This is a genomic window from Qipengyuania mesophila, from assembly GCF_019711655.1.
Taxonomy (GTDB): Bacteria; Pseudomonadota; Alphaproteobacteria; order Sphingomonadales; family Sphingomonadaceae; genus Qipengyuania; species Qipengyuania mesophila.
Genome location: NZ_JAIGNU010000001.1, coordinates 777,501 through 800,179 on the forward strand (window position 1 = coordinate 777,501; position 22,679 = coordinate 800,179).

Annotated in this window: 28 protein-coding genes and 1 tRNA gene (1 of these 29 only partly in view); 14 read left to right on the forward strand and 15 right to left on the reverse strand. The window is 65.8% G+C overall.

Annotation, left to right across the window (positions count from 1 at the left end):
• Nucleotides 1-288, reverse strand: the beginning of a protein-coding gene (locus K3181_RS03925) for a glycosyltransferase family A protein (protein ID WP_221600969.1). It extends 585 nt beyond the left edge of the window; only the first 288 of its 873 coding nucleotides appear in the window; the start codon lies at nt 286-288; its stop codon lies off the left edge, out of view.
• A gap of 128 nt (nt 289-416) precedes the next feature.
• Between K3181_RS03925 and K3181_RS03930 the strand changes: the two genes are divergently transcribed.
• A complete protein-coding gene (locus K3181_RS03930) occupies nt 417-1,382 on the forward strand; it encodes a retroviral-like aspartic protease family protein (RefSeq protein WP_247714855.1) in 966 nt (321 codons plus the stop codon).
• 27 nt (nt 1,383-1,409) lie between these two features.
• Here the strand turns inward: K3181_RS03930 and K3181_RS03935 are convergent, their stop codons facing one another.
• Nucleotides 1,410-1,601 (reverse strand): hypothetical protein, encoded by a 192-nt coding sequence (locus K3181_RS03935; protein WP_221600973.1) that lies wholly within the window; start codon nt 1,599-1,601, stop codon nt 1,410-1,412.
• Nucleotides 1,602-1,841: 240 nt separating this feature from the next.
• On the opposite strand from K3181_RS03935, the gene K3181_RS03940 reads away from it, so the two are divergent.
• On the forward strand, nt 1,842-3,650 hold the full coding sequence (locus K3181_RS03940; protein WP_221600975.1) for an ABCB family ABC transporter ATP-binding protein/permease: 1,809 nt from the start codon (nt 1,842-1,844) through the stop codon (nt 3,648-3,650).
• Between the two features lie 109 nt (nt 3,651-3,759).
• Nucleotides 3,760-5,253, forward strand: coding sequence for a SulP family inorganic anion transporter (locus K3181_RS03945; protein WP_221602823.1), 1,494 nt, complete (start codon nt 3,760-3,762; stop codon nt 5,251-5,253).
• On the opposite strand, the gene K3181_RS03950 is transcribed toward K3181_RS03945, so the two are convergent.
• Genes K3181_RS03950 through K3181_RS03965 form a run of 4 tightly spaced genes read right to left on the reverse strand, consistent with a single transcriptional unit; the run spans nt 5,244 to nt 8,033 of the window.
• Complete coding sequence (locus K3181_RS03950) at nt 5,244-5,639, reverse strand: ACT domain-containing protein (RefSeq protein ID WP_221600977.1); 396 nt, start codon at nt 5,637-5,639, stop codon at nt 5,244-5,246. The genes K3181_RS03945 and K3181_RS03950 overlap by 10 nt on opposite strands.
• Nucleotides 5,639-6,937: an ATP-dependent protease ATPase subunit HslU gene (gene hslU, locus K3181_RS03955; RefSeq protein ID WP_221600979.1), complete on the reverse strand. Its 1,299-nt coding sequence runs from the start codon at nt 6,935-6,937 to the stop codon at nt 5,639-5,641. Before hslU ends, K3181_RS03950 begins: the two co-directional genes overlap by 1 nt.
• A gap of 21 nt (nt 6,938-6,958) precedes the next feature.
• The gene (gene hslV, locus K3181_RS03960) at nt 6,959-7,519 is read right to left on the reverse strand and encodes an ATP-dependent protease subunit HslV (protein WP_282099751.1); all 561 of its coding nucleotides are present in this window, start codon (nt 7,517-7,519) and stop codon (nt 6,959-6,961) included.
• A gap of 55 nt (nt 7,520-7,574) precedes the next feature.
• The gene (locus K3181_RS03965; protein ID WP_221600981.1) at nt 7,575-8,033 is read right to left on the reverse strand and encodes an outer membrane protein assembly factor BamE; all 459 of its coding nucleotides are present in this window, start codon (nt 8,031-8,033) and stop codon (nt 7,575-7,577) included.
• 161 nt (nt 8,034-8,194) lie between these two features.
• Between K3181_RS03965 and K3181_RS03970 the strand changes: the two genes are divergently transcribed.
• Nucleotides 8,195-8,710, forward strand: coding sequence for a ubiquinol-cytochrome C chaperone family protein (locus K3181_RS03970; RefSeq protein ID WP_221600983.1), 516 nt, complete (start codon nt 8,195-8,197; stop codon nt 8,708-8,710).
• Entirely contained in the window at nt 8,707-9,234 is a 528-nt protein-coding gene (locus K3181_RS03975) for a YceD family protein (RefSeq protein ID WP_221600985.1), read from the forward strand. The genes K3181_RS03970 and K3181_RS03975 overlap by 4 nt, the downstream gene beginning before the upstream one ends.
• Before the next feature lie 51 nt (nt 9,235-9,285).
• Here the strand turns inward: K3181_RS03975 and K3181_RS03980 are convergent, their stop codons facing one another.
• The 6 genes from K3181_RS03980 to K3181_RS04005 all read right to left on the reverse strand — a co-directional run bounded on the left by K3181_RS03980 (nt 9,286) and on the right by K3181_RS04005 (nt 13,987).
• On the reverse strand, nt 9,286-9,783 hold the full coding sequence (locus tag K3181_RS03980; protein ID WP_221600987.1) for a hypothetical protein: 498 nt from the start codon (nt 9,781-9,783) through the stop codon (nt 9,286-9,288).
• A gap of 159 nt (nt 9,784-9,942) precedes the next feature.
• A complete protein-coding gene (gene ssb, locus K3181_RS03985) occupies nt 9,943-10,482 on the reverse strand; it encodes a single-stranded DNA-binding protein (RefSeq protein ID WP_221600989.1) in 540 nt (179 codons plus the stop codon).
• 99 nt (nt 10,483-10,581) lie between these two features.
• Complete coding sequence (feoB, locus tag K3181_RS03990; protein WP_221600991.1) at nt 10,582-12,429, reverse strand: ferrous iron transporter B; 1,848 nt, start codon at nt 12,427-12,429, stop codon at nt 10,582-10,584.
• On the reverse strand, nt 12,426-12,665 hold the full coding sequence (locus tag K3181_RS03995; RefSeq protein ID WP_221600993.1) for a FeoA family protein: 240 nt from the start codon (nt 12,663-12,665) through the stop codon (nt 12,426-12,428). The genes feoB and K3181_RS03995 overlap by 4 nt, the downstream gene beginning before the upstream one ends.
• Before the next feature lie 53 nt (nt 12,666-12,718).
• Nucleotides 12,719-13,378: a COQ9 family protein gene (locus K3181_RS04000; protein WP_221600995.1), complete on the reverse strand. Its 660-nt coding sequence runs from the start codon at nt 13,376-13,378 to the stop codon at nt 12,719-12,721.
• A gap of 3 nt (nt 13,379-13,381) precedes the next feature.
• On the reverse strand, nt 13,382-13,987 hold the full coding sequence (locus tag K3181_RS04005; protein WP_345725444.1) for an ankyrin repeat domain-containing protein: 606 nt from the start codon (nt 13,985-13,987) through the stop codon (nt 13,382-13,384).
• Between the two features lie 69 nt (nt 13,988-14,056).
• On the opposite strand from K3181_RS04005, the gene K3181_RS04010 reads away from it, so the two are divergent.
• The 8 genes from K3181_RS04010 to K3181_RS04045 all read left to right on the forward strand — a co-directional run bounded on the left by K3181_RS04010 (nt 14,057) and on the right by K3181_RS04045 (nt 19,547).
• Complete coding sequence (locus K3181_RS04010) at nt 14,057-14,656, forward strand: SCO family protein (RefSeq protein WP_247714856.1); 600 nt, start codon at nt 14,057-14,059, stop codon at nt 14,654-14,656.
• Nucleotides 14,644-15,114, forward strand: coding sequence for a YcgN family cysteine cluster protein (locus K3181_RS04015; protein ID WP_221600997.1), 471 nt, complete (start codon nt 14,644-14,646; stop codon nt 15,112-15,114). Before K3181_RS04010 ends, K3181_RS04015 begins: the two co-directional genes overlap by 13 nt.
• Nucleotides 15,111-15,833 carry a M48 family metallopeptidase gene (locus K3181_RS04020; RefSeq protein ID WP_221600999.1) on the forward strand — a complete coding sequence of 241 codons (723 nt, stop codon included), beginning with the start codon at nt 15,111-15,113 and terminating at the stop codon, nt 15,831-15,833. The genes K3181_RS04015 and K3181_RS04020 overlap by 4 nt, the downstream gene beginning before the upstream one ends.
• A gap of 34 nt (nt 15,834-15,867) precedes the next feature.
• Nucleotides 15,868-16,317 carry a hypothetical protein gene (locus tag K3181_RS04025; RefSeq protein ID WP_221601001.1) on the forward strand — a complete coding sequence of 150 codons (450 nt, stop codon included), beginning with the start codon at nt 15,868-15,870 and terminating at the stop codon, nt 16,315-16,317.
• Entirely contained in the window at nt 16,314-17,285 is a 972-nt protein-coding gene (ribD, locus tag K3181_RS04030; protein ID WP_221601003.1) for a bifunctional diaminohydroxyphosphoribosylaminopyrimidine deaminase/5-amino-6-(5-phosphoribosylamino)uracil reductase RibD, read from the forward strand. The genes K3181_RS04025 and ribD overlap by 4 nt, the downstream gene beginning before the upstream one ends.
• A 12-nt stretch (nt 17,286-17,297) precedes the next feature.
• Nucleotides 17,298-17,918: a riboflavin synthase gene (locus K3181_RS04035; RefSeq protein WP_221601005.1), complete on the forward strand. Its 621-nt coding sequence runs from the start codon at nt 17,298-17,300 to the stop codon at nt 17,916-17,918.
• 164 nt (nt 17,919-18,082) lie between these two features.
• The gene (locus tag K3181_RS04040; RefSeq protein ID WP_221601007.1) at nt 18,083-18,922 is read left to right on the forward strand and encodes a hypothetical protein; all 840 of its coding nucleotides are present in this window, start codon (nt 18,083-18,085) and stop codon (nt 18,920-18,922) included.
• Nucleotides 18,923-18,932: 10 nt separating this feature from the next.
• Nucleotides 18,933-19,547, forward strand: a complete 615-nt coding sequence (locus tag K3181_RS04045) for a hypothetical protein (protein ID WP_221601009.1) — start codon at nt 18,933-18,935, stop codon at nt 19,545-19,547.
• Nucleotides 19,548-19,559: 12 nt separating this feature from the next.
• On the opposite strand, the gene K3181_RS04050 is transcribed toward K3181_RS04045, so the two are convergent.
• The 3 genes from K3181_RS04050 to K3181_RS04060 form a co-directional block, all read right to left on the reverse strand.
• On the reverse strand, nt 19,560-20,099 hold the full coding sequence (locus K3181_RS04050) for a GNAT family N-acetyltransferase (protein ID WP_221601011.1): 540 nt from the start codon (nt 20,097-20,099) through the stop codon (nt 19,560-19,562).
• 6 nt (nt 20,100-20,105) lie between these two features.
• On the reverse strand, nt 20,106-21,287 hold the full coding sequence (locus tag K3181_RS04055) for an amino acid aminotransferase (protein ID WP_221601013.1): 1,182 nt from the start codon (nt 21,285-21,287) through the stop codon (nt 20,106-20,108).
• Nucleotides 21,288-21,398: 111 nt separating this feature from the next.
• Nucleotides 21,399-22,193 (reverse strand): DUF1134 domain-containing protein, encoded by a 795-nt coding sequence (locus K3181_RS04060; protein ID WP_221601015.1) that lies wholly within the window; start codon nt 22,191-22,193, stop codon nt 21,399-21,401.
• Nucleotides 22,194-22,424: 231 nt separating this feature from the next.
• Here K3181_RS04060 and K3181_RS04065 point away from each other — a divergent pair.
• Nucleotides 22,425-22,516, forward strand: a tRNA-Ser gene (locus K3181_RS04065).
• The last annotated feature ends 163 nt before the right edge of the window (nt 22,517-22,679 follow it).

Sequence of the window (22,679 nt, forward strand, 5' to 3'; positions counted from 1 at the left end):
TTCGGCATCTCCATCCACGAAGACATAGGTGGCGGCTCGCGGACCCGCATCGATCATGAAGCGGTTCCAGCTGCGCGACTTGCCGCCCTCTGCATACTCGACCAGCTCGACTCCGCGCTCGCGATAGCCGCGCACGATGTCGGCGGTGGCATCGCTGCTGCCATTGACCACGACCGCGACGCGCACATCGCTTTCGCCCAGCGGAAGGCTGTCGAGGCAGGCGGCGATCCGTCGCTCTTCATTATGGGCCAGGACCGTGACAAGGACCCGGCAGCTGTCGTCGGTCATAGGATGTCCGCGCAATCTCGACTTGCCGAGAATATAGGGCGACGACGGCCAGCCGCAATCATCCACGCCAGGTTTTGTCCGACCGCCGGGTCGTGGTAAGCTGGCCACGGTCCCTTGGGATGGATGGAATGATCCGAAGTGCGCTCTTCCGCTTGACTCCGATCGCCGCATGCCTGGCGTTGACGGCAGCCGCCTCTGCGCAGGGGCCTCCCCTGGTCGATGAGGGCGCAGAGGGGGTGGTCGCCGACCACGCCCTCGATCGCGACCGCTACGAGCGGCTGACGGTGCCGGTGACCATTGGCGGCAACGGCCCCTATCGCTTTCTGGTCGATACGGGGGCGCAGGCGACGGTGGTGTCGCACGATATCGCCGAAGAGCTCGCGCTGCCACGACGCGGGCAGGCCATGCTCGTCGCCATGGGGAGCGCGCAACGCGTCGATATGGTCGAGGTCGACGAGTTGAGCTTTGCCGACCGCTCGATCACCAGGCTGCTCTCGCCGCTCCTGCATGCCGGCAATATCGGCGCCGACGGGATCCTCGGGCTCGACAGCCTGCAAGACCTGCGCGTGCTGATCGATTTTCGCGAAGAGCGGATGCGGGTGGCGGACGCGGCGAGCCTGGGCGGGAATTCGGGGTACGAGATCATCGTCCGCGCGCGCAGGAAGCTCGGCCAGATGGTGATCACCGACGCAACCGTCGACGACATAAGGATTTCAGTGATCATCGACACCGGCGCGCAGGGGAGCACGGGCAATCGCGCGCTGCTGCGCAAGCTGCGAACCCGCGCCCAGGGTGAAATCAGCGCGACCGACGTCCATGGCGTGCGCGTGTTGAGCGATCTGTCCTATGTGCGCCAGCTTGAGATCGGGGGGATGACGATGGGCAATGTCCCTATCGGCTTCACCGACAGCCCGACGTTCCACGCGCTCGGCCTCGACCGCCGCCCGGCGCTGATCCTGGGCATCGGCAACATGCGAGTCTTCGACCGGGTCGCAATCGACTTTGCGCGGCGGCAGGTGCTGTTCGACATCCCGGGCAAGACCGATCCATCGCGGGCGCGGGCGATGTTTACCGGACGTCAGCCGGGGAGTTAGCTTCCCTGCCGCCGCGCACAGGGCCAGTCAGTTCGGGTTGTAATAGGCGTAGCACCAGTTCTCACACTGGCGCACGATCGCCTGGTCCGGCTGCCAGTCCTGGCAGTCGATCATGCACTGGATGAAATCGTCGTCGTTCGACATCTGCGCCTGCAGCGGTGCGGTAGAGGTGACGATCACGAATGCGGCGGCAGCCGTCCGTGCGATGAGCCTGTTCATAGGATTCTCCCTATAAGTGTGCTGCGCGACGATGCGCACACCCATGAGCGCATCTGCCCGGAAACTGGCCACCCGCTCTGGGTCCAAGGTGGAGCATCGGGCAGACGAAACGGCTGCTTCGAGCCCGCCCCGCGGGCAGTTTTCGAGCGGACTGCGATCATCGGCAAGTCCAATCCACTTCGGAGGTAATTTCCCCACCGCCTTGCGCGCCGCACGATGCTCCCCCAGATCATGGGCCGCATGCCACCCGACACAGGACCCTCCACCCAGAGCGCCGATCCCGAAGGCTGGGTGACCATCCGTCGCTTCCTTCCCTATCTCTGGCCCGCCGACAAACCGCAGCTCAAGCGGCGGATCGTCGGCGCGATGGGTTTCGTCCTGCTCGCCAAGTCGACCACGCTGGCGCTCCCCTTCGCCTACAAGCGGGCGATAGATTCGATGACCACGCCCGCCAACGAGGCGGCGATGGTCGCGCTGGCCTTCGTCATCGCCTATGCCGCCGGGCGCCTCGCCGCGGTGACTTTCGACAATCTGCGCAACATCACCTTCGAGCGGGTCGGGCAGGATGCGACGCGCCAGCTGGCCGAGGATACCTTCACCCGGCTCCACCGGCTCTCGCTGCGGTTCCACCTGTCGCGACGCACCGGGGAGGTCACCAAGACCATCGATCGCGGGACCAAGAGCATCGACGTGATGCTCTATTTCCTGCTCTTCAACATCGCCCCGACCGCGCTCGAACTGACCGCCGTGGGGGTGATCTTCTATCTCAACTTCGGCTGGGAACTGGTCGCCGCCACCGCGCTGACCGTTGGCTCCTATATCTATGTGACGCGCAAGATAACCGAGTGGCGCAACGATTTGCGGCGGCGGATGAACGAGCTCGACGGCACCGCCCTCGCCCGCTCGGTCGACAGCCTGCTCAATTACGAGACGGTCAAATATTTCGGCGCCGAGGCGCGCGAACGCGAGCGTTACGCCGATACCGCGCGCGCCTTCGCCGAGGCGGCGGTCAAGAGCGAGAATTCGCTCGGCCTGCTCAACATCAGCCAGGCGCTGATCATGAACCTGCTGATGGGCGGCGCGATGGGCTTCACCGTGTGGCAGTGGAGCAAGGGCGTGCTAACCACCGGCGATTTGGTGCTGGTCAACACCTACCTCACCCAGCTCTTCCGCCCGCTCGACATGCTCGGCATGGTCTATCGCACGGTGCGCCAGGGGCTGATCGACATGGCCGAGATGTTCCGCCTGATCGATACCGAGGCCGAGGTGAAGGACGCGCCGGGCGCCCCGGTGCTCGTCGTTCGCCGCCCGACGCTGGCCTTCGAGGACGTACGCTTCGGTTACGAAGAGGACCGCGAAATTCTCCACGGGCTGAGCTTCGAAGTGCCCGCGGGCGCGCATGTCGCCATCGTCGGCCCTTCGGGCGCGGGCAAGAGCACGATCGGGCGGTTGCTGTTCCGCTTCTACGACCCATGGGCCGGACGCATCACGATCGACGGGCAGGACATTGCGCAGGTCACGCAGGAAAGCCTGCGCGCGGCGATCGGCATCGTCCCGCAGGACAGCGTGCTGTTCAACGACACGATCGGCTACAATATCGCCTATGGCCGCGACTGCGCTACACGCGACGACGTGATCGCCGCCGCGCGCGATGCCGCGATCCTGCCCTTCATCGAACGCCTCCCCGAAGGCTTCGACACCGAAGTGGGCGAGCGTGGCCTCAAGCTGTCGGGCGGCGAGAAGCAGCGCGTCGCGATCGCCCGGACGCTGGTCAAGGATCCGCCGATCCTGCTGCTCGACGAAGCGACCAGCGCCCTGGACAGCCGCACCGAACAGGCGATCCTCGCGACGCTGCGCCGAGTTTCGGAGCACCGCACCACGCTGGCGATCGCGCACCGCCTGTCGACCATTGCCGATGCCGACCGCATCCTCGTGCTCGAGCAGGGCCGCCTCGCAGAAAGTGGGACGCATCGCGAATTGCTCGCAGGCCGCGGGCTCTACGCGGAGATGTGGGCGCGGCAGCAGGCGGAGGACCGCGAGGAGGCGTAGGGACGGTCGCGCAGGCGGGCTCCCTTGTGCTGCGCTGCAACATGGGCCATAGGCGGCACCGCTTCTCAGCGCGCCCGCGCGCGCTCCCCGAACCTTGCAGGACATGACCATGCTCGACCGCAGCGCGATCCACCGCGACTGGTTTTCCAACATCCGCGCCGACATGCTGGCGGGCCTCGTCGTCGCGCTGGCGCTGATCCCCGAAGCCATCGGCTTCTCGATCATCGCCGGGGTCGATCCGCGGGTCGGCCTCTATGCCTCGGTCGCGATCGCGATGGTCGTGGCCTTCACCGGCGGGCGCCCGGGCATGATCTCCGCCGCGACCGCCGCGGTGGCCGTGGTCGTGGTGCCGCTCGTGCGCGACCACGGGGTCGAATACCTTTTCGCAGCAACGATCCTGATGGGCGTGTTCCAGGGCATCGCCGCCTTCCTGCGGCTCGACCTGCTGATGCAGTTCGTCTCGCGTTCGGTCATCACCGGCTTCGTCAACGCGCTCGCGATCCTGATCTTCATGGCGCAGCTCCCGCAGCTCACCAATGTCGGATGGGAAACCTACGCCATGGTCGCCGCCGCGCTGGCGATCATCTATCTCTTCCCCAAGCTCACCACCGCGGTGCCCAGCCCGCTGGTCGCGATCATCGTGCTGACCGCGCTGTCGATCTGGATCCATGCGCCGGTCAATACCGTCGCCGACATGGGCGAGCTGCCCGAAGGCCTGCCCTATTTCGCGCTGCCCGACGTGCCCTTGAACTGGGAAACGCTCGCCATCATCGCTCCCTATTCGGCGACCATGGCGGCGGTCGGCCTGCTCGAAAGCCTGCTCACCGCGCAGATCGTCGACGACATGACGCATACCGGCAGCAACAAGCGCCGCGAGAGCGCGGGCCAGGGCGTGGCCAACGTGGTCGCGGCCTTCTTCGGCGGCATGGGCGGCTGCGCGATGATCGGCCAGTCGGTGATCAATGTGACCAGCGGGGGTCGCGGTCGGCTGTCGACCTTCACCGCGGGCGCGGCGTTGCTGATCCTGCTCGCGCTGCTCGGCGACCTCGTCGGCCAGGTGCCGATGCCCGCGCTGGTTGCGATCATGATCATGGTCTCGATCGGGACCTTCAGCTGGAATTCCATCCCCAACATGGCGCGCCATCCGTGGCAGTCCTCGGTTGTGATGGTCACCACCGTGGTCGTGGTGGTCGCGACGCACAATCTCGCCCTGGGCGTGCTCGCCGGGGTGATCCTGTCGGGCGTGTTCTTCACCCACAAGGTGATGACCATGTTCGAGGTCGTGCGCGAGCGCGAGGACGAGACCGCGATCTACCGCGCCAAGGGCCAGATCTTCTACGCCAGCGTCGAGCGGTTCGAAGCCGCGCTCGGCCCCGAAAGCACCCAGCCCGACCCGGCGGACCACGTCATCATAGACGTTTCGAAAGCGCATTTCTGGGACATCAGCGCGGTCGGCGCACTCGACAAGGTGGTCGAGCGCATGCGCCGCAACGGCCGTAGCGTGCGGGTCCGCGGGTTGAACCGCGCCAGTTCCGACCTGGTCGACAAGTTCGCGCTCACCGACAAAACCGGCGTCGAGATCGGGCTAGCGCCTCACCCCTGAGCGGCGGCCAGCCGCTCGAGAAGAACGAGCGTCTCCTCGGCTCGGTCCGCGGGCACGAAGACATGATCGTGGTTCAGCGCCGCGACCATGTTGCAGGCGATGCCCGCTTCGGCGAGCGCACTTGCAACCGCCGCGGTAAGGCCGACGCTCTCGAGGTCGGAGAAGACTTCGAGCACGATCCGCGCGAATACCGGGGTGCCCTCTGGCGCGAGTTCGGGCGGTACAATTGCCGAAACGCCCTCGTCCTCGCGGAAGGTGCCGAGGGCCGCGCCAAGCAGTTCGGGAGCCCGGTCCGGCGTGACCGAGACGAAGCACCAGCGCCGCTCGTCAAGCCGCGGGCTCATCTGCGCGATCATCGCCCGCCCGTCGCTCACCGCGCCCGTCATCAGAGGATATACTTGCTGAGGTCGGCGTCGCCGGCCAGGGTTTCGAGCCGCTCGCGGACGTAGGCGGCGTCGATCGTGATCGTCTCGCCCCTGTGGTCCTCGGCCTCGAAGCTGATTTCCTCGAGCAGGCGCTCCATCACGGTCTGCAGGCGTCGGGCGCCGATGTTCTCGACCGTCTCGTTCACCCGCGCGGCGAGCTTGGCGACCTCGGCGATCGCATCCTCGGTGAAGTCGAGCGTCACCTCTTCGGTGCCGATCAGCGCCTTGTACTGCTCGATGAGATTGGCACGCGTTTCCTTGAGGATGCGTACGAAATCTTCCTCGGTGAGCGCGCGCAGCTCGACGCGGATCGGCAGGCGGCCCTGCAATTCGGGCAACATGTCCGAAGGCTTGGCGACGTGGAACGCGCCGCTGGCGATGAAGAGCACGTGGTCGGTCTTCATCGGCCCATATTTGGTCGCGACGGTGGTGCCTTCGATCAGCGGCAGCAGGTCACGCTGCACGCCCTCGCGGCTGACGCTGCCGCCGCGTACGTCGGACACGGCGATCTTGTCGATCTCGTCGAGGAAGACGATGCCGTTGGTCTCCGCGTTCTCCAGCGCCACGCGGTTGACGTCGTCCTGGTCCATGCGCTTGTCGGCCTCTTCGTCGACCAGCCGGTCCCAGGCATCGGGCACTTTCAGCTTGCGGCGCTTCATGTTCGACTTGCCCATCGCCTTGCCGAGCATGTCGCTGAGGTCGATCATGCCGACCCCGCCGGGCATTCCGGGAATATCCATCTGCTGGCTGGGCTGCTCGCGCAACTCGATCTCGACCTCGGTATCGTTCATCGCGTTCTCGACGATGCGCTGGCGGAAGGCCTCGCGCGTCGCCTCGCTGGCATTGTCGCCGACCAGTGCGCTCAGCAGGCGGTCCATCGCCGCATGGCTGGCCGCCTCGCGCACCGCCTCGCGGCGCCGCTCCTTCTCTAGCCGGATCGCTTCTTCGGCAAGGTCGCGGGCGATCTGGTCGACGTCGCGGCCGACATAGCCGACCTCGGTGAACTTGGTCGCCTCGATCTTGATGAAGGGCGCCTCGGCGAGCTTCGCCAGCCGGCGGCTGATCTCGGTCTTGCCGCAGCCGGTGGGGCCGATCATCAGGATGTTCTTGGGCGTCACCTCGTCGCGCAACTCGGGGCCGAGCCGTTGGCGGCGCCAGCGATTGCGCAGCGCCACGGCGACGGCGCGCTTGGCATCCTTCTGGCCGATGATGTGCTCGTCAAGCGCAGCGACGATCGCCTTGGGAGTCAGATTGTCCATAAATTCCTCGGTCCGATGAGCCTAGACGGTCTCAAGGGTCACATTGCCATTGGTGAAGACGCAGACGTCGGCGGCGACGGCCATGGCCTTGCGCGCGATCGTTTCGGGATCGTCTTCGTAGTCGACCAGCGCCTTGGCGGCGGAGAGCGCGTAATTGCCGCCCGACCCGATCGCGGCGATTCCGCCCTCGGGTTCGAGCACGTCGCCATTGCCGGTGAGGACGAGGAGGTTTTCCTTGTCCGCCACGATCATCAGCGCTTCGAGATTGCGCAGGTACTTGTCCATGCGCCAGTCCTTGGTCAGTTCGACCGCGGCGCGCAGGAGCTGGCCATTATGCTGTTCGAGCTTGCGCTCGAGCCGTTCGAACAGGGTGAAGGCATCGGCGGTGGCCCCGGCGAACCCGGCGACGACCTTGCCGCCCTCCCCGATCCGGCGAACCTTCTTCGCATTGGGCTTCATCACCGTATTGCCCATGGAGACCTGTCCGTCCCCGGCAATCACGGTTTTATCGCCGCGCTTGACGCCGATGATGGTGGTGGAATGCCACTGGGTCAGCCCGTGGCGATTGTCTCTATCGTCCATGCCGCGCGATATGGGGCGCGGCGCCAGCGGGTCAAGCTGTCGGCTGCGAAGCGCCCTATTGCCCAGGTCCGACGCCCGGCTGGGTGACCGCACCGATATTGCCGAACAGGTCCTCGAGGAAGGTGCGCTCGCGGCCCAGCGTCGGCGTCGCGTCGCCATCGGGGCTGAGATAGACGACCTTGTCGATGCCCGACTGCTCGGTCGACACGACATTGCCGGCCTGGTCGAACTTCACCGCGAGCACCGAGTGCTGCTGGATCCGCGGGCGGACGAACGGCTTGCGGCCGCTGGTGCTCGACACGTAGTACCAGGTCTTCTCGCCATACTGGCTTTCGAAGGTCGGGCGCCCCAGCGTGCCGACGACGCTCTGCTCGTTGTCGATGCCGGGCTGGACCGACTGCAGCAGCGTGGCATCGACGATGTAACCGCTCGGTTCGCGGATCGAGGCACAGCCGCTCAAGGCGATGGCGCCTGCGCCGACAATGGCAAGGCCCAGAATTTTCGACCTGTTCATGGGAACAGCAAATCTCCGTCTTTCGGCAGGCGCTTGGCCGCGGGCCGTCCCCTGCCTATATGCTCGGCCAACGCCTTAATCCGAAAGCGTCGGCCCATGCAACTCGGCAATGGGAAGCGCTTGGGGATCGCGGCCTGTATTGCCGCTGAACGGAGTAGTACGTGTCCTTCCTGTCCCGCCTTTTCGGCACCCAGCCCGACCCGCGCGAAGAATGGCGCGCCCTGTGGCACAGAACGGTCGCGGAGGCGCGCGACCCCGACTGGTACCGCATGTGCGGCGTCGCCGATTCCATCGAGGGTCGCTACGACATGATCACGCTGGTGCTGACGCTGGTCATGCTGCGGCTCGAGGACGAAGGCGGCCAGGGCCCCGCCACCGCACGGCTGACCGAATTTTTCGTCGAGGACATGGAAGGGCAGATGCGCGAGGCGGGGATCGGCGATCCCACCGTGGGCAAGAAGATCAACGCGCTGATGGAAAGCATGAACGGGCGCATCGGCGCCTATCGCGAGGGCCTGCGCAGCGATCCCAAGGTGCTGGTAGAGGCCGTCCGCCGCAATGTCACCATGGCGCAGCCCGACGAGGCCGAGGCGCTGGTCCAGCGCATGGCGGCGCTGCATGCACGGCTCGCGCGTACCACGCTCGAGCAGCTTCAGGCAGGCGAGATCGCGGCATGAGCGCGCCCGAACTCAGCCGCTTGATCAAGACCCGCGCGCTGCCTGCCGAACCGATGGTGATCGAGGCGAGCGAGGAAGAACGCGCCGCGCTGGCGAAGCGATTCGCAGTCACCTCGATTCCCGCGCTAACCGCCAAGGTCGAGTTCGGCACCAAGGACGAGGCCGTGCTCGCCAATGGCACGCTGACCGCGACGATCGAACAGCCCTGCGCGGTGACGCGCGAGGACCTGTCCTACGACGTCGAAGAGCCGCTCGCGCTGCGCTTCGTGCCTGCCGGTTCGCTACCCGAACACACGCCCGACGAGGAGATCGAGCTCGACAGCGAGGACCTTGACGAGATCGAATACGAGGGTGACAGCTTCGACCTCGGCGAAGCGATCGCGCAGACGCTGGCGCTCGCCATCGATCCCTACCGCGAAGGCCCCGGCGCCGACGAAGCGCGCAGGAAAGCTGGCATCACCAGCGACGAGGAACAGGCCTCGAGCGGCCCGCTGGCGGAGGCGCTCAAGGGGCTGAAGAAATAAACCCCGCCATGCGTACGCACGCTACCTCTGTGCGCCCATAAATGGCGAGCATCAGCCTTCGTCGGAAACGACGAGCAAGTCTTCGGCTCGCTCCAGGCGGATATGGGTCTGATAATAATACTTATCCGTTCGACCACCGGTGAAGTAGAAATAGATCTTCACTCTCTCGGCAACCCCATGGACACGGATGGTCTTACCCTTAAGCGCCGCAATCAGATCGTCGCCCAGGACCTTTCGCAGCTCTGCTTGTACCTTCGGCGACAATTCGATCGTCAGGCAACGTTGGTCACGATAATCTTCCTCTGAATTCAGGAAGATCCTACCGTTCTCCTGTCCGGTAGCCACGACCGTCATTTGGTAATTTGCAATTATGCCACTGGGTGCAGCATCGGCAGCCTTTTCCACGGCTTCGCGTGGAGTCAGGACAACCAGTTGCGGTTCCGCTCGGGCAGAAACAGCCTGCGGGGAATCGGCGGGTACCACTGCCATGCTTGCCGTGCTCATCACGGCGCTGAGAAGGGCTAAGGCTACGAGACTGTTTTTTACCATGCGGTTCCTCGATCAAGATTTCCCGAACACAGGCGGGCACCTTTGGAGCAGCTGTTGGAAGCCAGGGTAAAACTCAATGGCGCGCGGCTCGGTGTCACAATCGGGACACCGGACGCCATGGGCCGAGCGCGGTGGATCACACAAGCTGCACGGAATATCCTAGAACGGAATGTCGTCGTCGAGATCGTCGTAGTTCGAACCGCCGCCCGAACCGCCCGAGCTTCCGCCCGACGAACCGCCGCCGCCCTGGTTCCAGCCGCCGCCCGAGCCGCCGCCCGACGAGCCCCCACCCTGGTCCCACGAGCCGCCGCCGCGTTGGCCGCCGCCGCCGCCGCCCGAACCGCCCTGCGCGCCGTCGAGCATCGTCAGCGTGCCGTTCATGCCGCGGATCACGACCTCGGTGCTGTAGCGATCGTTGCCCGACTGGTCTTGCCACTTGCGGGTCTGCAGCTGGCCTTCGATGTAGACCTTGCTGCCCTTGCGCAGGAAGCGTTCGACCACGCCGACGAGGCCTTCGGAGAAGATCGCCACGGTGTGCCACTCGGTGCGTTCCTGGCGCTCGCCGGTGTTGCGGTCCTTCCAGGTCTCGCTCGTCGCGATGCGCAGGTTCGCGACCTTGCCGCCGTTCTGGAAGCTGCGGATTTCGGGGTCTGCGCCCAGATTCCCGATCAGCATGACTTTGTTGAGGCTACCGGCCATCGAATCGTCCCTTCGTATCTGTTGCGAAGGGCCTAACCGAGGGCGCGAGTCGCTTCTAGGGCTGCGGGCGAGTTTCCACCGGAGCGGACCCAGTTGGCGCTACAGCCCCAGCGCGGTCGCGATCCAGAAGGTCAGCCCGGCGAAGACATAGGCCAGCGCGAAGAGGTAGCCGACCATGAAGGCGGGCCATTTCCAGCCATTGGTCTCGCGTCGCGCGACCGCGATGGTCGAGATGCATTGCGGCGCGAAGACGAACCAGGCGAGGAAGGCGAGTGCGGTCGGCAGGCTCCACAGGGCGGCGATCTTGTCGGTCACGCCGGCGGCGGCGACGTCCTCATCCTCGGCACCGACGGCATAGGTCGTTGCGAGCGCCGATACGGCGACTTCGCGCGCGGCCATGGCGGGCACCAGCGCGAGGCTCATCTCGCGGTTGAAGCCGATCGGCTCGAGCACGGGATGCAACCCGTCGGCGACCATGCCGGCAATGCTCGCATCGACCTGGCTCTCGCCCGGCTCTGCCTTGGGAAAGCTCAGCATCAGCCACAGGACGATGGTGACGGTGAAGATGATCGTGCCCGCGCGGCGCAGGAACACCCAGGCGCGCTGCCACAGCCCGATGGCGAGGTCCTTCACCCGCGGCAGCTGGTAGCGCGGCATTTCCATGATGAAACCGCTCGCCGCGCCGCTGGTCACCGTGTGGCGCAGCACCAGCGCTACCACCATCGCGCCGACGATCCCCGCGAGATAGAGCGCGAAGAGCACCAGGCCCTGCAGCCCGATGCCGGGACCGACGCTCGTCTGCGGAATGACCGCGGCGATGATCACCGCATAGACCGGCAGGCGCGCCGAACAGGTCATCAGCGGGGCGACGAGGATCGTGGTCAGCCGGTCCTTGGGATCGGGAATGCTGCGCGTCGCCATGATGCCGGGGATCGCGCAGGCGAAGCTGGAGAGCAGGGGAATGAAGCTCTTCCCCGAGAGGCCCACGCCCGCCATCAGCCGGTCCATGAGGAAGGCGGCGCGCGCCATGTAGCCGCTCGCCTCCATCACGAGGATGAAGAAGAACAGGATCACGATCTGCGGCAGGAAGACCACCACCGAACCGACGCCGGCGAGTACGCCTTCGGTGAGGAAATCGCGGACGATGCCGGGCGGCAGGGTGTCCGTCACGAGGCTCGAAATCGCGCCGACTCCGGCTTCGAGCGCATCGGCGAAGGGCGTCGCCCAGGCGAACACAGCCTGGAAGATTACGAACAGCAGTCCGAACAGGATCACCGGCCCGATCCACGGGTTGAGCAGGACGCGGTCGACGCCGTTCTCGATCGTGTGGCGGGTCGATTTGGAGAGGATCGCGCCGCGCGCCATCATCTTGGCCGACAGCCGCCGCTCGGGCAGGGTCAGGTGCCAGCGCTTGTGTGCTTCCTCGTCGGCATGGCTCTCGGCCTCGGCAATCGCGGCGGAAAGCTCGGCGAGCCCCTTGCGGCGCACCGCAACGGTCGGGACCACCGGCACGCCGAGCGCCTCGGACAGCGCGGCCGGATCGAGCACGAGCCCGTCGCGCTCGGCGAGGTCGATCATGTTGAGCGCGACCACCGTCGGGCGGCCCAGCTCGAGCACTTCCTGCGCGAAGACCAGATGCTGTTCGAGATTGGCGGCGTCGAGCACGAGGATGATCACCTCGGGCAGCGATTCGCCTTCGAATTCGCCGTGGACGACCTGACGCGTCACCTCCTCGTCGGGGCTCGCCGCATCGAAGCTGTAGGACCCGGGCAGGTCGATCAATTCGACCGGTTCGCCGCTCGGCAGCACCAGCCGCCCGGCCTTCCGCTCGACCGTGACGCCGGGGTAGTTGGCGATCTTCTGCCGCGCCCCGGTGAGCGCGTTGAACAGCGCCGACTTGCCCGAATTCGGATTGCCGACGAGCGCCGCGGTGCGTTTGCGGCTCATGCGGGCTCGACCTCGATCGCGAGTGCGTGCGACCGGCGCAGCGCGATGGTCATGCGGCCGATTCGGATGGCGAGCGGATCGCGCGTGCCGAAGATGCCGCGATGGATCACCGCGACTTCGGCGCCCTCGTCCACGCCCAGCGCCTTGAGGCGCTTGCCTTCGTCCTCGGCCAGGATGGCCCAGTCCACCGCCACGATCCTGGCGGCCTTCTCATGTTCGAACCCGTCGAGCGTCATGCTGCCGCCCTGTCAGATGTGCCCGCTTGTTGCAACTGGTTATCAATAGCGCGCTAGCGCGCCGGGTACCGCAGACGTCCGAGAAAGCGCGCCATGCTGAAATGCTCGCGCTCGGGATTGAGCCACTTGGCCTTGATCCGCTCGAAGGTCATCACGCCTTCGACGCGGCGGTCGAGGAAGGCCCTCGTCTCGGCCTTGCCCTCGCTTTCGTCTGCGACGAAGACGGACAGCGTCGCGCCGTAGATCGACGCGAGGATCGCGCGCTTGGTGTAGTGATTGTAATCGGTCGCCGTATCTCCCGCGAGCCGCCACATGACATCGGCGCTGTTCCAGCCGGTCTTGAGCGCGCGCGCGGCGTTCTGCGGCATGGCCATGATCGCGAGCGCGCGGCGCAGTGCCTCTTCCTGGCCCGCCACGGCATCTAGGCGATACTGGACGAGGCTGCGGATCCGCTCGCGGATCTTCATCGTCGCGAGCTTTTGGGGCGGGAGGTCGAGCATCATCTGCCGGTCGATCGTTTCGATCCAAGCGCAGATCATGCCCATCGCCCCATCATCCTTGAACGCCAGGCGGGCGACGTCGCGATCGGCGCCAAGCTGGTCGGCCGCCATGTCGAGCGCTGCGTCGCTCCAGCCGTCGAACACCGCCGCTTCGGCTATGCCGGGTGCGAGCGCGAGACGCAGTTCGTCGAGCGTGAGGTCGGCTACGTCCATCGCTCAGCTGGGCCCGTAGGTCTCGGTCTTTTCGCCGCGCTCCGCCTCGGCGCGCTCGATCTCCGCGAGCATGTCCGAGCGCGCGCCCATCAGCACAGCATAGTCGCGCGCGGTGCGGCCCGAATTGTCCGCCCGGTCGGCGCTCGCGCCTTTCGAGATGAGCAGGCGGACCAGGCCGCTGTCGCGCCGGTGGACCGCCGAGATGAGCGGCGTCTCGCCCGTGCTGTTGGGTACGTCCACCGCAGCCCCGCGCTCGGCAAGAATCTCGACGCCCTCGGTAAAACCGAGCTGCGCGGCAAGCTGCAAGGGGGTGGTGCCGTTCTTGTCGGCGATATTCGGATTGGCTCCCTTCGAGAGGAGGAAGTTCAGCCAGACGGCATCGCGCCGCTGGGTGACGATGTGCAGCGCGGTCTCACCACTGGAGATGTCGCGCGTGTTGACCAGGATGCTGCCGGGCTCTTCGATCATCTGGGTGACGTCGTCGCCCTGGCGCTTCTTGACCGCCTCGAGGAACTTGTATCCCTCGCGCTGCATTTGTGCCTGCGCCGGAGGTGCGAGCAGCGTCCCCGCAAGTGCGACCAGAAGGAAGTTTTTCGCGAAACGCTTCACCGTGTGAAAGCCCCTGTTATCCTCAATCGAATGGCTGACTCGCCCTTGAAGATGGGCGGTTAGCAGACCATGAACCGTCAGACCATGCTCCGCAACCTTACCCCGCTTTTCGCCGCCCTGCTCGCCCTTTCCGCCTGCAGCGATTCCGCGCCCGCGGAACCACCGCTGGCCGGCGCCGCGATCGGCGGCGATTTCACGCTGACGGGCGAGGACGGTGATCCGGTCAGCTGGGGCGACTTCGCAGGCCAGTACCGCACGGTCTATTTCGGCTATGCCTATTGCCCCGATGTCTGCCCTAGGGACACTGGAAACGCCATGTTGGGGCTGAAGGCCTTCGAGAAGGATCATCCCCAACTCGGCGCCAAGATCCAGCCGCTTTTCATCAGCGTCGACCCGGAGCGCGATACGCCCGCAGTGCTCAAGGAATTCACCGCCAATTTCCATCGGCGGCTGCTCGGGCTGACGGGCACCAAGGAACAGCTCGACGCGGTCACGAAGGAATTCGCCGCGACCTATTCGATCGGCGAGAAGCAGGACGGCGGCGGTTATCTCGTCGGCCATACCAACATCACCTATCTGTTCGGTCCCGAGGGCAAGCCGCTGGCGATGCTGCCGACCGACGAAGGCCCCGCAGCGGTGGCCGCGGAACTGGAAAAATGGGTGCACTGAGGGACCGCTTCTGGGAGCGGCCGCTGGCCGATCTCACGACCGAGGAATGGGAAGCGCTGTGCGACGGCTGCGGACGCTGCTGCCTGCACAAGGTCGAGTATGAGGAAACGGGCGAGATCGAGCACACCAATGTGGCGTGCAAGCTGCTCGACACGCAGACCGCGCGCTGCACCGATTACAAGCATCGCAAGGCCTTCGTGCCCGATTGCCTGCGGCTGACGCTGAAGATCGTCGACGACGTCTCCTGGTTGCCGCCCACCTGCGCCTACCGTCGCCGCGCCGACGGGGATCCGCTGCCGCGCTGGCATTATCTGCTCACCGGCGATCGCGAGGACGTGATCCGTGCCGGGGTTTCGGTCGCCGGCCGGGTGGTGAGCGAGCACGAGGCGGGCCCGCTCGAACACCATATCGTCGAGTGGGACGACGAGGATTTCGACGAGGGGGAGGAGGCGGCGTGATCGACTGGCTCCGCCGCGAAGCGCTGGAGCCGGTGATCGAACTGGGCACACGCACGCTGCCGATCGAGATCACCCGCAACCGCCGCGCCAAGAGGTTGACGCTGCGGCTCGCGCCCGATGGCAACGCGGTGCGGATCACGCTGCCCCACTGGTGCCGCAGCGCCGAAGCCATCGCCTTCGCCCATGCCCGGCGCGACTGGCTCGCCGCCCAGCTCGCCAAGGTGCCCGACAGGCGCGATCCGGCGCGCGAGGGGGCCCTGCTCTATCGTGGCAGCGAGATTGCGCTCGACTGGCGCGAGGATGCTCCCCGCAAGCCGGCCCTGTCGGTCGATACTCTCCGCATCGGTGGTCCGCAGGATACGCTCGGAAATCGCTTGCAGCGCTGGCTCGAAGCCGAGGCCTTGCGCCTATTCGCCGAGGATGCGGCGGAGTACTGCAATCGCGCCGAGCTTGCCGCGTCGGAGGTTCGCCTGACCCGCGCGCGGCGCCGCTGGGGCAGCTGCTCGTCGGAGGGCACGCTCCGCCTCAACTGGCGTCTCGTCCAGGCACCCGACCACGTCCGCCGCTCGGTCGTCGCGCACGAAGTCGCGCATCTGGTGCACTTCGACCATTCGCCTGCCTTCCACGCGCTGCTCGACCGGCTCTACGAAGACGATATCGACGAGGCCAATCGCTGGCTCAGCCAGCATGGTCGCACGCTCTACGCGGCCTTCGGCTAAGCTTGACTGGCGCGCACCGGCGAAAGCTCCTATCTTGGCGGTCATGCGCCTCAAGACACGCTTCAATGCCAAGGCCGGCCTCGCCGACCTGTGGGATTACCTCCGCGAACCGCGGCCCTACAGGTGGCCGTTGCTGGCGCTGTCCTTCGCCATTCCGCTGAGCGGGCTGGCGATGCTGACACGCGAATCGCACTTCCGGCCGCCCGATGCCCCCAAAGTCACCTTCATCTCGACGCTCGCGGAAGGCCGCAGCGACGAGGAAATCCGTCGCTCGAACCTGGAAAACCAGAAGCGCAAGGAGGCCCGCGAGGCAGAACTCGCCGAACTGCGCGAAAAGAAGGTCGAGGCCTACAAGACGCTCGGTCGCGCAACGGGGCTCGACGTCGACAAGATGGAACGCGAGGCGCAGATCGAAAACGCGCGCGAAAAGGCCGCGGCGGAAGCCCGTCAACGCGAGCTCTACCAGGCAGGTTCGGGCGGTTGAGCGCAGCGGCGAGCGACGCGCGCTGGCTTTCCGCTGCCGCGCGGCTGGCGAGCCGTGCGCGCCCGGCGAGCTATCCCAATCCCGGCGTCGGCTGCATACTGATCAAAGACGGCGTGGTCGTCGGCCGGGGATGGACCGCGCCGGGCGGCCGCCCACATGCCGAGTGTGCCGCACTGGCTGAGGCTGGCGAAAGCGCGCGCGGCGCGATTGCCTATGTCACTCTCGAGCCCTGCGCCCACCGCTCCGAACGCGGCCCGGCGTGCAGCGATTTGCTTGTCGAGGCGGGCGTGGCGCGCGTGGTCGCAGGTGTCGAGGATCCCGATCCGCGCACGGCGGGCGACGGCTTTGCTCGCCTTCGCGAGGCCGGGATCGAGGCCCAGCTGCTGCCCTCCCCCGATGCGACTGCTAGCCTCGCGGGTTATCTCACCCGCGCCCACAGCGCCCGCCCCCATGTAACGCTCAAGCTCGCCATGTCGCTCGATGGCTGTACTGCCATGGCCGACGGCACAAGCCAGTGGATCACCGGCAAGGCGGCGCGCGCGCATGTCCATGCCCGCCGCGCGCAGGCCGATGCGATCTTGGTCGGCGGCGGCACTTGGCGCGCGGACAAGCCCCGACTCGACGTCCGGCTACCGGGCCTCGAGGATCGCAGTCCGCAGCGCGTCATGCTGACCCGCGGGGTCGCACCCGATGGCGTGAAGGTCATCAATCGGCCCGACCAGATCGCCTCGCTCGATGCGCTCTATCTCTATGTCGAAGCGGGCTCGAACATCGCCGCGAGCCTGCTCGGTACCGACCTCGTCGACCGGCTCGAACTCTACCGCGCGCCGATCGTCATCGGCGGCGGGCGCGGCGCGATCGGCGACCTCGGCCTTGCCAACCTTGCCGACGCGCATGGCCGCTGGACGCTCGTCGAACGTCGCCAGCTTGGCAGCGACAGCTTCGAAGCCTACAGCCGCCGACGGTAATCAGGAGCACGCATGTTCACCGGGATCGTCACCGCCATAGGCACCATCACGAGCATCGAGGACAACGGCGACCTGCGCGTCGTCATCGCCTGCCCCTGGGATCCGGCGGGCATCGATATCGGCGCGTCGATCGCCTGTTCGGGCGTCTGCCTGACGGTGGTCGGAAAGGGTGGCACGGAAGGCGACGCCTGGTTCGCGGTCGACGTGTCGGGAGAGACGACCAGCCGCACGGCGCAAGACCAGTGGCGTGCGGATCGCCGGCTCAATCTCGAGCCGGCGCTGCGGCTGGGCGACGAACTGGGCGGGCACCTCGTGACCGGCCATGTCGACGCGGTCGGCCGCGTGGCGCTGGCGGAGGACATCGGCGGCTCGACCCGCCTCGAGATTCTCGCGGGTGAGGACATCGCCCCCTATGTAGCCGAAAAGGGCTCGATCACCGTCGATGGCGTTTCGCTGACGGTCAACGAGGTCGAGGACGAGGACAACGGCGACGTCCGCTTTGCGCTCAACATCATTCCGCACACCGCTGAAGTCACCACGCTGGGCGATTTGTCCGAAGGCGATGCGGTCAATCTCGAGATCGACGTGCTGGCACGTTATTTGCGCAGAATGGAAAGCCTGCGCGCTCAATAAAGCTGGTTACGTTCGTCTAGCTGACGTCGATATTGCCTTCCAAGGCGTTTGCACGATAGTAATGCCCCGTGGGGACGCATGACGACGGGGGGAAGATTATGCGAAACAAGCTATTGGCTTTGTTCGGCGTGACGTGTCTGGCCTTCCCGCTCCATGCACAGGAAGTGTCCGAATTCGATGCGCTGGTCGAAGTAATGCGCGATCCAATAGTCGAGCAATTCGGCGCAATTGCCTTCAAGACCGAACCTGCCAGCATCTACGACAAGCCCTATCTGGCCGACGATACCGCGTGGGAACGCACTGCCCGCACAGACTGGTATGCGGCGCAATTGCCCGAGAATTTCTCGTTCTCGGAGAATGTCTCGGTGCTCTATCTCGAACGTTGCGAGCCCAAGGTCCCGTGGGACGACGTCTTTCGGGATGCGGAGCGCGATGACGATTTCTATCGTGCGGCCGACCGCGTCATCATCCTCGCAAGCCTGGCAGCAAACGGGATCGGCGGGGTGGATCTCTCGCCTCTCGAGGCAAGGGCGGGTTGGGGTCGCACCGAGCCGCTGGCCGGGATCCGCACGGTGAATGCGGAACTTCAGCGGATGTTCGAAAAGGGCGAAATTGAGAAGCGGACGGCGATTTTCGAACCGTTCTGCCCGCAATCCCAAAGGGGCAGCTACGAACAGTGGGTCGAAAATGGACGGAAGGGGCCACCGCCACCTCCTCCCCCGCCTCCCCCTCCCCCACCGCCGCCGCCTATGCCCGACCCGATCGATTTCATCCTTCCCGCCGGGGCGAAGGTGTGGGTGACAAGCGAACTCAAGTCGCGGATCTGCAAGGTAAGGACCGGCTCCTATTACACCCCTTCCTGCGCCTGGACCGAGATGCTCGGCTCGTCGCTGTTCCTGCGCGGCCGGTACTACCGCTTCCGTATTTCCCAACCGGGCGGCGCAGTCCGCACGGGCCAGTTGGACCTCAACATCCAGCCCGATCCGATCGATCTGACTCAATAGGAAACCCTCGATGTCGATGCTGGACGATTTCAAGAAGACCGTAGAGGATTTCGGCTGGATCGGCGGGCTGGTAATCTCGGGATCGGTCTTTGCTCCGCTTATCGCAGCCGGCTCGGGCCTGGCTCCGCCGTGGCCCGAAAACCTCGAATTCGTGGGAATGGTCGCGATCCTCGTCTCGCTGATCCTGGTCTTTCAATTCCTCCCCCGCAGGAAAGGGCGGTATCGCCTGTTCCTGGCGCTGTCGGCAATCGGACTCGTCCTCTCTATGGCCACGCAGTTCGTTTTGCATTTGCGTTTCGTAAAGGCGCTTCCCGGGACCGATACCGAAGCCATTCTCGGTTGCGGCTGGACCGGCGAACTGCAGGCAGTCGCGCGCGCCGATCCTATGATCGATGCGTCAGCGCAATGCCCCGGCGAATATCACAAGCTGCTCGAGATGGCCGAGAATGATCCGCTACAGGTCTGGACCTCCTCCAGCATCGACAACATCGCGCTCCTGCTCTCGGCGAGCTGGGTGCTGATGTTTGCGCTGTTCACCGTGGTACTCGCCGCCTTCGTGATCTTCAATTCGCGGCAGAAATCGCAGCGAGCCGCCCGGGAGGTCGCTGTTCAAGCGGCCGAATAGCGCCTCAGGCAATCAGCTCAGCGGGCCGCTGGCGAAGCTTTCGCGGGTGATCTCGTACACCAGGTGGACGACGCGCTTGCCCTGGTATTTCTCCAGCTCGTATCGATCGGTCCGCACCGCCCCGATGGCCTCCAGCGCATTGCGCGAGCGGTAGTTGGTGTCGCCGACGCGGAATTCGACCAAAGCGACATGGGCGAAGGCATGCGCCAGCATCGCGCGTTTCATCTCGTGGTTCACGCCCTTGCCCCAGTGGCGCGGAGCGAGGAAGGTCCAGCCGATCTCGACCACGCCGCCTTCCTCGGGGTCGTATTTGTCGTAGCGGGTGGAGCCGAGGATGGCACCGGTGGTCTTGTCGGTCACCGCCAGCGCGCCGCCGCTCGCCAGCCCATCATCGAAGAAGGCGTCGAACACGTCGCGCCGCCAGCGGTCGTGGATCGGGTGCTGCTCCCACACGGCGGGATCGCCCGCCACAGCATAGAGCGGTTCGCGGTCGGCTTCGGCGAGCGGGCGAAGGACCAGCCGCTCGGTCTCGAGGGTCGGCTGGCGATCCATCCTTGCCTAGCCCTCGATCACATCCGCCAGTGCGGCGATGAACTTGTCGGTATTGCCTGCGTGCAGGCCCGCCACGTTGATCCGACCCGATCCGGCCATGTAGATCGCGTGATCCTCGCGCAGGCTGGCGATCTGGTCCTTGGTCAGCGGGAGCATGGCGAAGAGGCCGTTCTGTTCACCCAGAGCGGCAAGGTTGAGTCCCGGCGCCTCGTTGTCAGCAGCGGCCAGACGAGCACGCACGCGGCGCATGCGCGCGCGCATCTCGTCGAGTTCGTCGAGCCACTGCTTGGTCAGGTCCCCGTCGCGCAGCACGGTGCGCACCGCCGCGCCGCCGTGATCGGGCGGCATCGACCAGTTGGCTCGCGCCAGCGCATTGGCGTTGGAAGTGATCGCGGGAAGGTCCGATGGCTGCTTGGCGATCATGTAGAAGGCGCCCACGCGGTCGCGGTAGAGACCGAAATTCTTGTCGCAGCTATAGGCCACCAGCGCCTCGGGCACCTTGGCGAGGACCTTGCGCACGCCGGCGACGTCTTCTTCCAGACCGCGGCCGAGACCGTGATAGGCGACATCGAGGATCGGGAGGATGCCCTTGGCGGCAAAGGCTTCGGCGATCTGCTCCCACTGCTCGTCGGTGTAATCGACGCCGGTCGGGTTGTGGCAGCAGCCGTGCAACAACACCGCGTCGGTCGGTTCGGCCGCCTCGATGGTCTCGATCAGCGCGTCGATGTCGGCCGTGCCGTCGGCCTTGGCGTGATGGAAGGTGCAGGTCACGACACCGACGTCCTGCAGGATCTGCGCGTGGTTGGGCCAGCTCGGCACACCGAGGTGGACACGCTTGACCCCGGCTGCCTTGGCGAGCGCCACCGCGAGGCGCACCGCGCCCGTGCCGCCGGGGGTCTGCATGCCCTCGAGCCTGCCGCCCATCGACGCGTCCTTGCCGAAGATATAGGGCTTGAGCGCATCGACGAAGCCGGTGTCGCCCTCGGGCCCGAGATAGCTCTTCGAATCCTGCGTATCGACCAGCCGCTGTTCCGCCGCCTTGATCGAGCGGAACACCGGCGTTGCGCCGTCATTGGTACGATAGACGCCCACGCCGAGGTCGATCTTGTCCTCGCGCGGATCCTCCGCGTGCATCTTGATGAGCGCGAGCAGCGCGTCGGGGGCCTGGGCTTCGAGTTGGTCAAGCATGGGGGCCTCATCGCCGGATATGGAAAGGGCCGCAACAGGAAATCCTGCCGCGGCCCCGGAGCCATCCGGATTTATGGTTGGGCGACCCGAAGGGCTCCTTTTTCCCGGCCGTCAGAACGGCAGCCAACGGTGCTTTTTCGAGAACTTCATATAGCCCGCGTTGATGCCGAGCCGCAGCCCGGCGCCCATACGGATCGGGATGAGCACGACGTCGCCCTTGCGCAGATAGCTCGCCGTGAGGCCGCCGATGACATAGGCCTGCCCTTCGCCCGCCGGATAGCGCTCGTAGAGCTCCTCGCTGTCGTAGAGATTGTAGACCAGCACGAAGGTGCTACCGGCATTGGCACCGGCGTCGAAGCCGATCGAGGGACCGGTCCAGTAAACCGGCAGCTCGCCCTCGACCTTGTGGTAGAGCGTGCCCGAACCGTAGCGCGCGCCGACGATGAAGGCGCCGCTCGCCTCGCGCCCGACGATATAGGCATCGGGCTCGCCCTGATCCTTGAGCAGCTTGCGGATCATCTTGGCGACACCTTCGGCACCCTTGCCGAAGACGCCTTCGGCCGCACCGATCAGATCGTCCTCACGGTAAGTTGTCGAAGGATCGTCGACCGCAGCGCCGGCGAGCGCGTCGCTCGCGGCCTCCTCGGCGGCCTGTTCGGACCATTGCTGCTGCTCGGTCGCGCCGTCGGTCTCGGGCGGCGTGGTAGCCTCAACCTCGGGAGCGTAGGTGGAGGTGTCGCCCGGCTCGGCATAGACGGGCTGGTCGCCCGGCTGTTCGACGAGGTCGCCGTCGATCGCGGCGTCCGGGTCGATCGTCTCGACCTGGGCGGCGAGCGGAGTCGCGGCCATGCCGAAAGCGGCGAGCGCCAGGCCGAGGCGTGGCAAGATATGTGTGAATTTGGTCATCGATCCCTCCGTGTCGGCGGCATAGGCGCAGACAGCTGCGCGGTGAGAAGAATCCCCTTTGAGCGGTGCGGCAATGAAACGGCGATGAACCGAATCCAAAATGCGGCGAAGCGAGTCGCAGCGGGGGTCGAGAGGTTGGTGCGCGATAAGCGCAAAACTCCCCTTGATGGTATGCGGGGCCGTGGCTATAGCGCGCCCCTCGCATCCGGCCCGCCCGGCGCTGCGACATGCGGAGACGTGGGTGAGTGGCTGAAACCAGCTCCCTGCTAAGGAGCCATACCTGGTAACGGGTATCGAGGGTTCGAATCCCTCCGTCTCCGCCACCGGCCTTCAGTCGGATCAAGCGACCCTTCCGATAGATTTCGCCGTTAAGTCATTCCCCACACGGAATTGACCAAGCCGCCCCACAACGGCGAAGCGGCTATCGCTGATGGACGTTACTGCCGCCTTCGGGTCACCGGCAGGTGATCCTGCCGCCGACCAATC

What these genes read in the sequence shown, in the direction of transcription:
- K3181_RS03930 (WP_247714855.1), top strand. Translation starts at nt 417, where the DNA reads ATGATCCGAAGTGCGCTCTTCCGCTTGACTCCGATCGCCGCATGCCTG.
- K3181_RS03935 (WP_221600973.1), bottom strand. Translation starts at nt 1,601, where the DNA reads ATGAACAGGCTCATCGCACGGACGGCTGCCGCCGCATTCGTGATCGTC.
- K3181_RS03940 (WP_221600975.1), top strand. Translation starts at nt 1,842, where the DNA reads ATGCCACCCGACACAGGACCCTCCACCCAGAGCGCCGATCCCGAAGGC.
- K3181_RS03945 (WP_221602823.1), top strand. Translation starts at nt 3,760, where the DNA reads ATGCTCGACCGCAGCGCGATCCACCGCGACTGGTTTTCCAACATCCGC.
- K3181_RS03950 (WP_221600977.1), bottom strand. Translation starts at nt 5,639, where the DNA reads ATGACGGGCGCGGTGAGCGACGGGCGGGCGATGATCGCGCAGATGAGC.
- hslU (WP_221600979.1), bottom strand. Translation starts at nt 6,937, where the DNA reads ATGGACAATCTGACTCCCAAGGCGATCGTCGCTGCGCTTGACGAGCAC.
- hslV (WP_282099751.1), bottom strand. Translation starts at nt 7,519, where the DNA reads ATGGACGATAGAGACAATCGCCACGGGCTGACCCAGTGGCATTCCACC.
- K3181_RS03965 (WP_221600981.1), bottom strand. Translation starts at nt 8,033, where the DNA reads ATGAACAGGTCGAAAATTCTGGGCCTTGCCATTGTCGGCGCAGGCGCC.
- K3181_RS03975 (WP_221600985.1), top strand. Translation starts at nt 8,707, where the DNA reads ATGAGCGCGCCCGAACTCAGCCGCTTGATCAAGACCCGCGCGCTGCCT.
- K3181_RS03980 (WP_221600987.1), bottom strand. Translation starts at nt 9,783, where the DNA reads ATGGTAAAAAACAGTCTCGTAGCCTTAGCCCTTCTCAGCGCCGTGATG.
- ssb (WP_221600989.1), bottom strand. Translation starts at nt 10,482, where the DNA reads ATGGCCGGTAGCCTCAACAAAGTCATGCTGATCGGGAATCTGGGCGCA.
- feoB (WP_221600991.1), bottom strand. Translation starts at nt 12,429, where the DNA reads ATGAGCCGCAAACGCACCGCGGCGCTCGTCGGCAATCCGAATTCGGGC.
- K3181_RS03995 (WP_221600993.1), bottom strand. Translation starts at nt 12,665, where the DNA reads ATGACGCTCGACGGGTTCGAACATGAGAAGGCCGCCAGGATCGTGGCG.
- K3181_RS04000 (WP_221600995.1), bottom strand. Translation starts at nt 13,378, where the DNA reads ATGGACGTAGCCGACCTCACGCTCGACGAACTGCGTCTCGCGCTCGCA.
- K3181_RS04010 (WP_247714856.1), top strand. Translation starts at nt 14,057, where the DNA reads ATGAACCGTCAGACCATGCTCCGCAACCTTACCCCGCTTTTCGCCGCC.
- K3181_RS04015 (WP_221600997.1), top strand. Translation starts at nt 14,644, where the DNA reads ATGGGTGCACTGAGGGACCGCTTCTGGGAGCGGCCGCTGGCCGATCTC.
- K3181_RS04035 (WP_221601005.1), top strand. Translation starts at nt 17,298, where the DNA reads ATGTTCACCGGGATCGTCACCGCCATAGGCACCATCACGAGCATCGAG.
- K3181_RS04045 (WP_221601009.1), top strand. Translation starts at nt 18,933, where the DNA reads ATGTCGATGCTGGACGATTTCAAGAAGACCGTAGAGGATTTCGGCTGG.
- K3181_RS04050 (WP_221601011.1), bottom strand. Translation starts at nt 20,099, where the DNA reads ATGGATCGCCAGCCGACCCTCGAGACCGAGCGGCTGGTCCTTCGCCCG.
- K3181_RS04055 (WP_221601013.1), bottom strand. Translation starts at nt 21,287, where the DNA reads ATGCTTGACCAACTCGAAGCCCAGGCCCCCGACGCGCTGCTCGCGCTC.
- K3181_RS04060 (WP_221601015.1), bottom strand. Translation starts at nt 22,193, where the DNA reads ATGACCAAATTCACACATATCTTGCCACGCCTCGGCCTGGCGCTCGCC.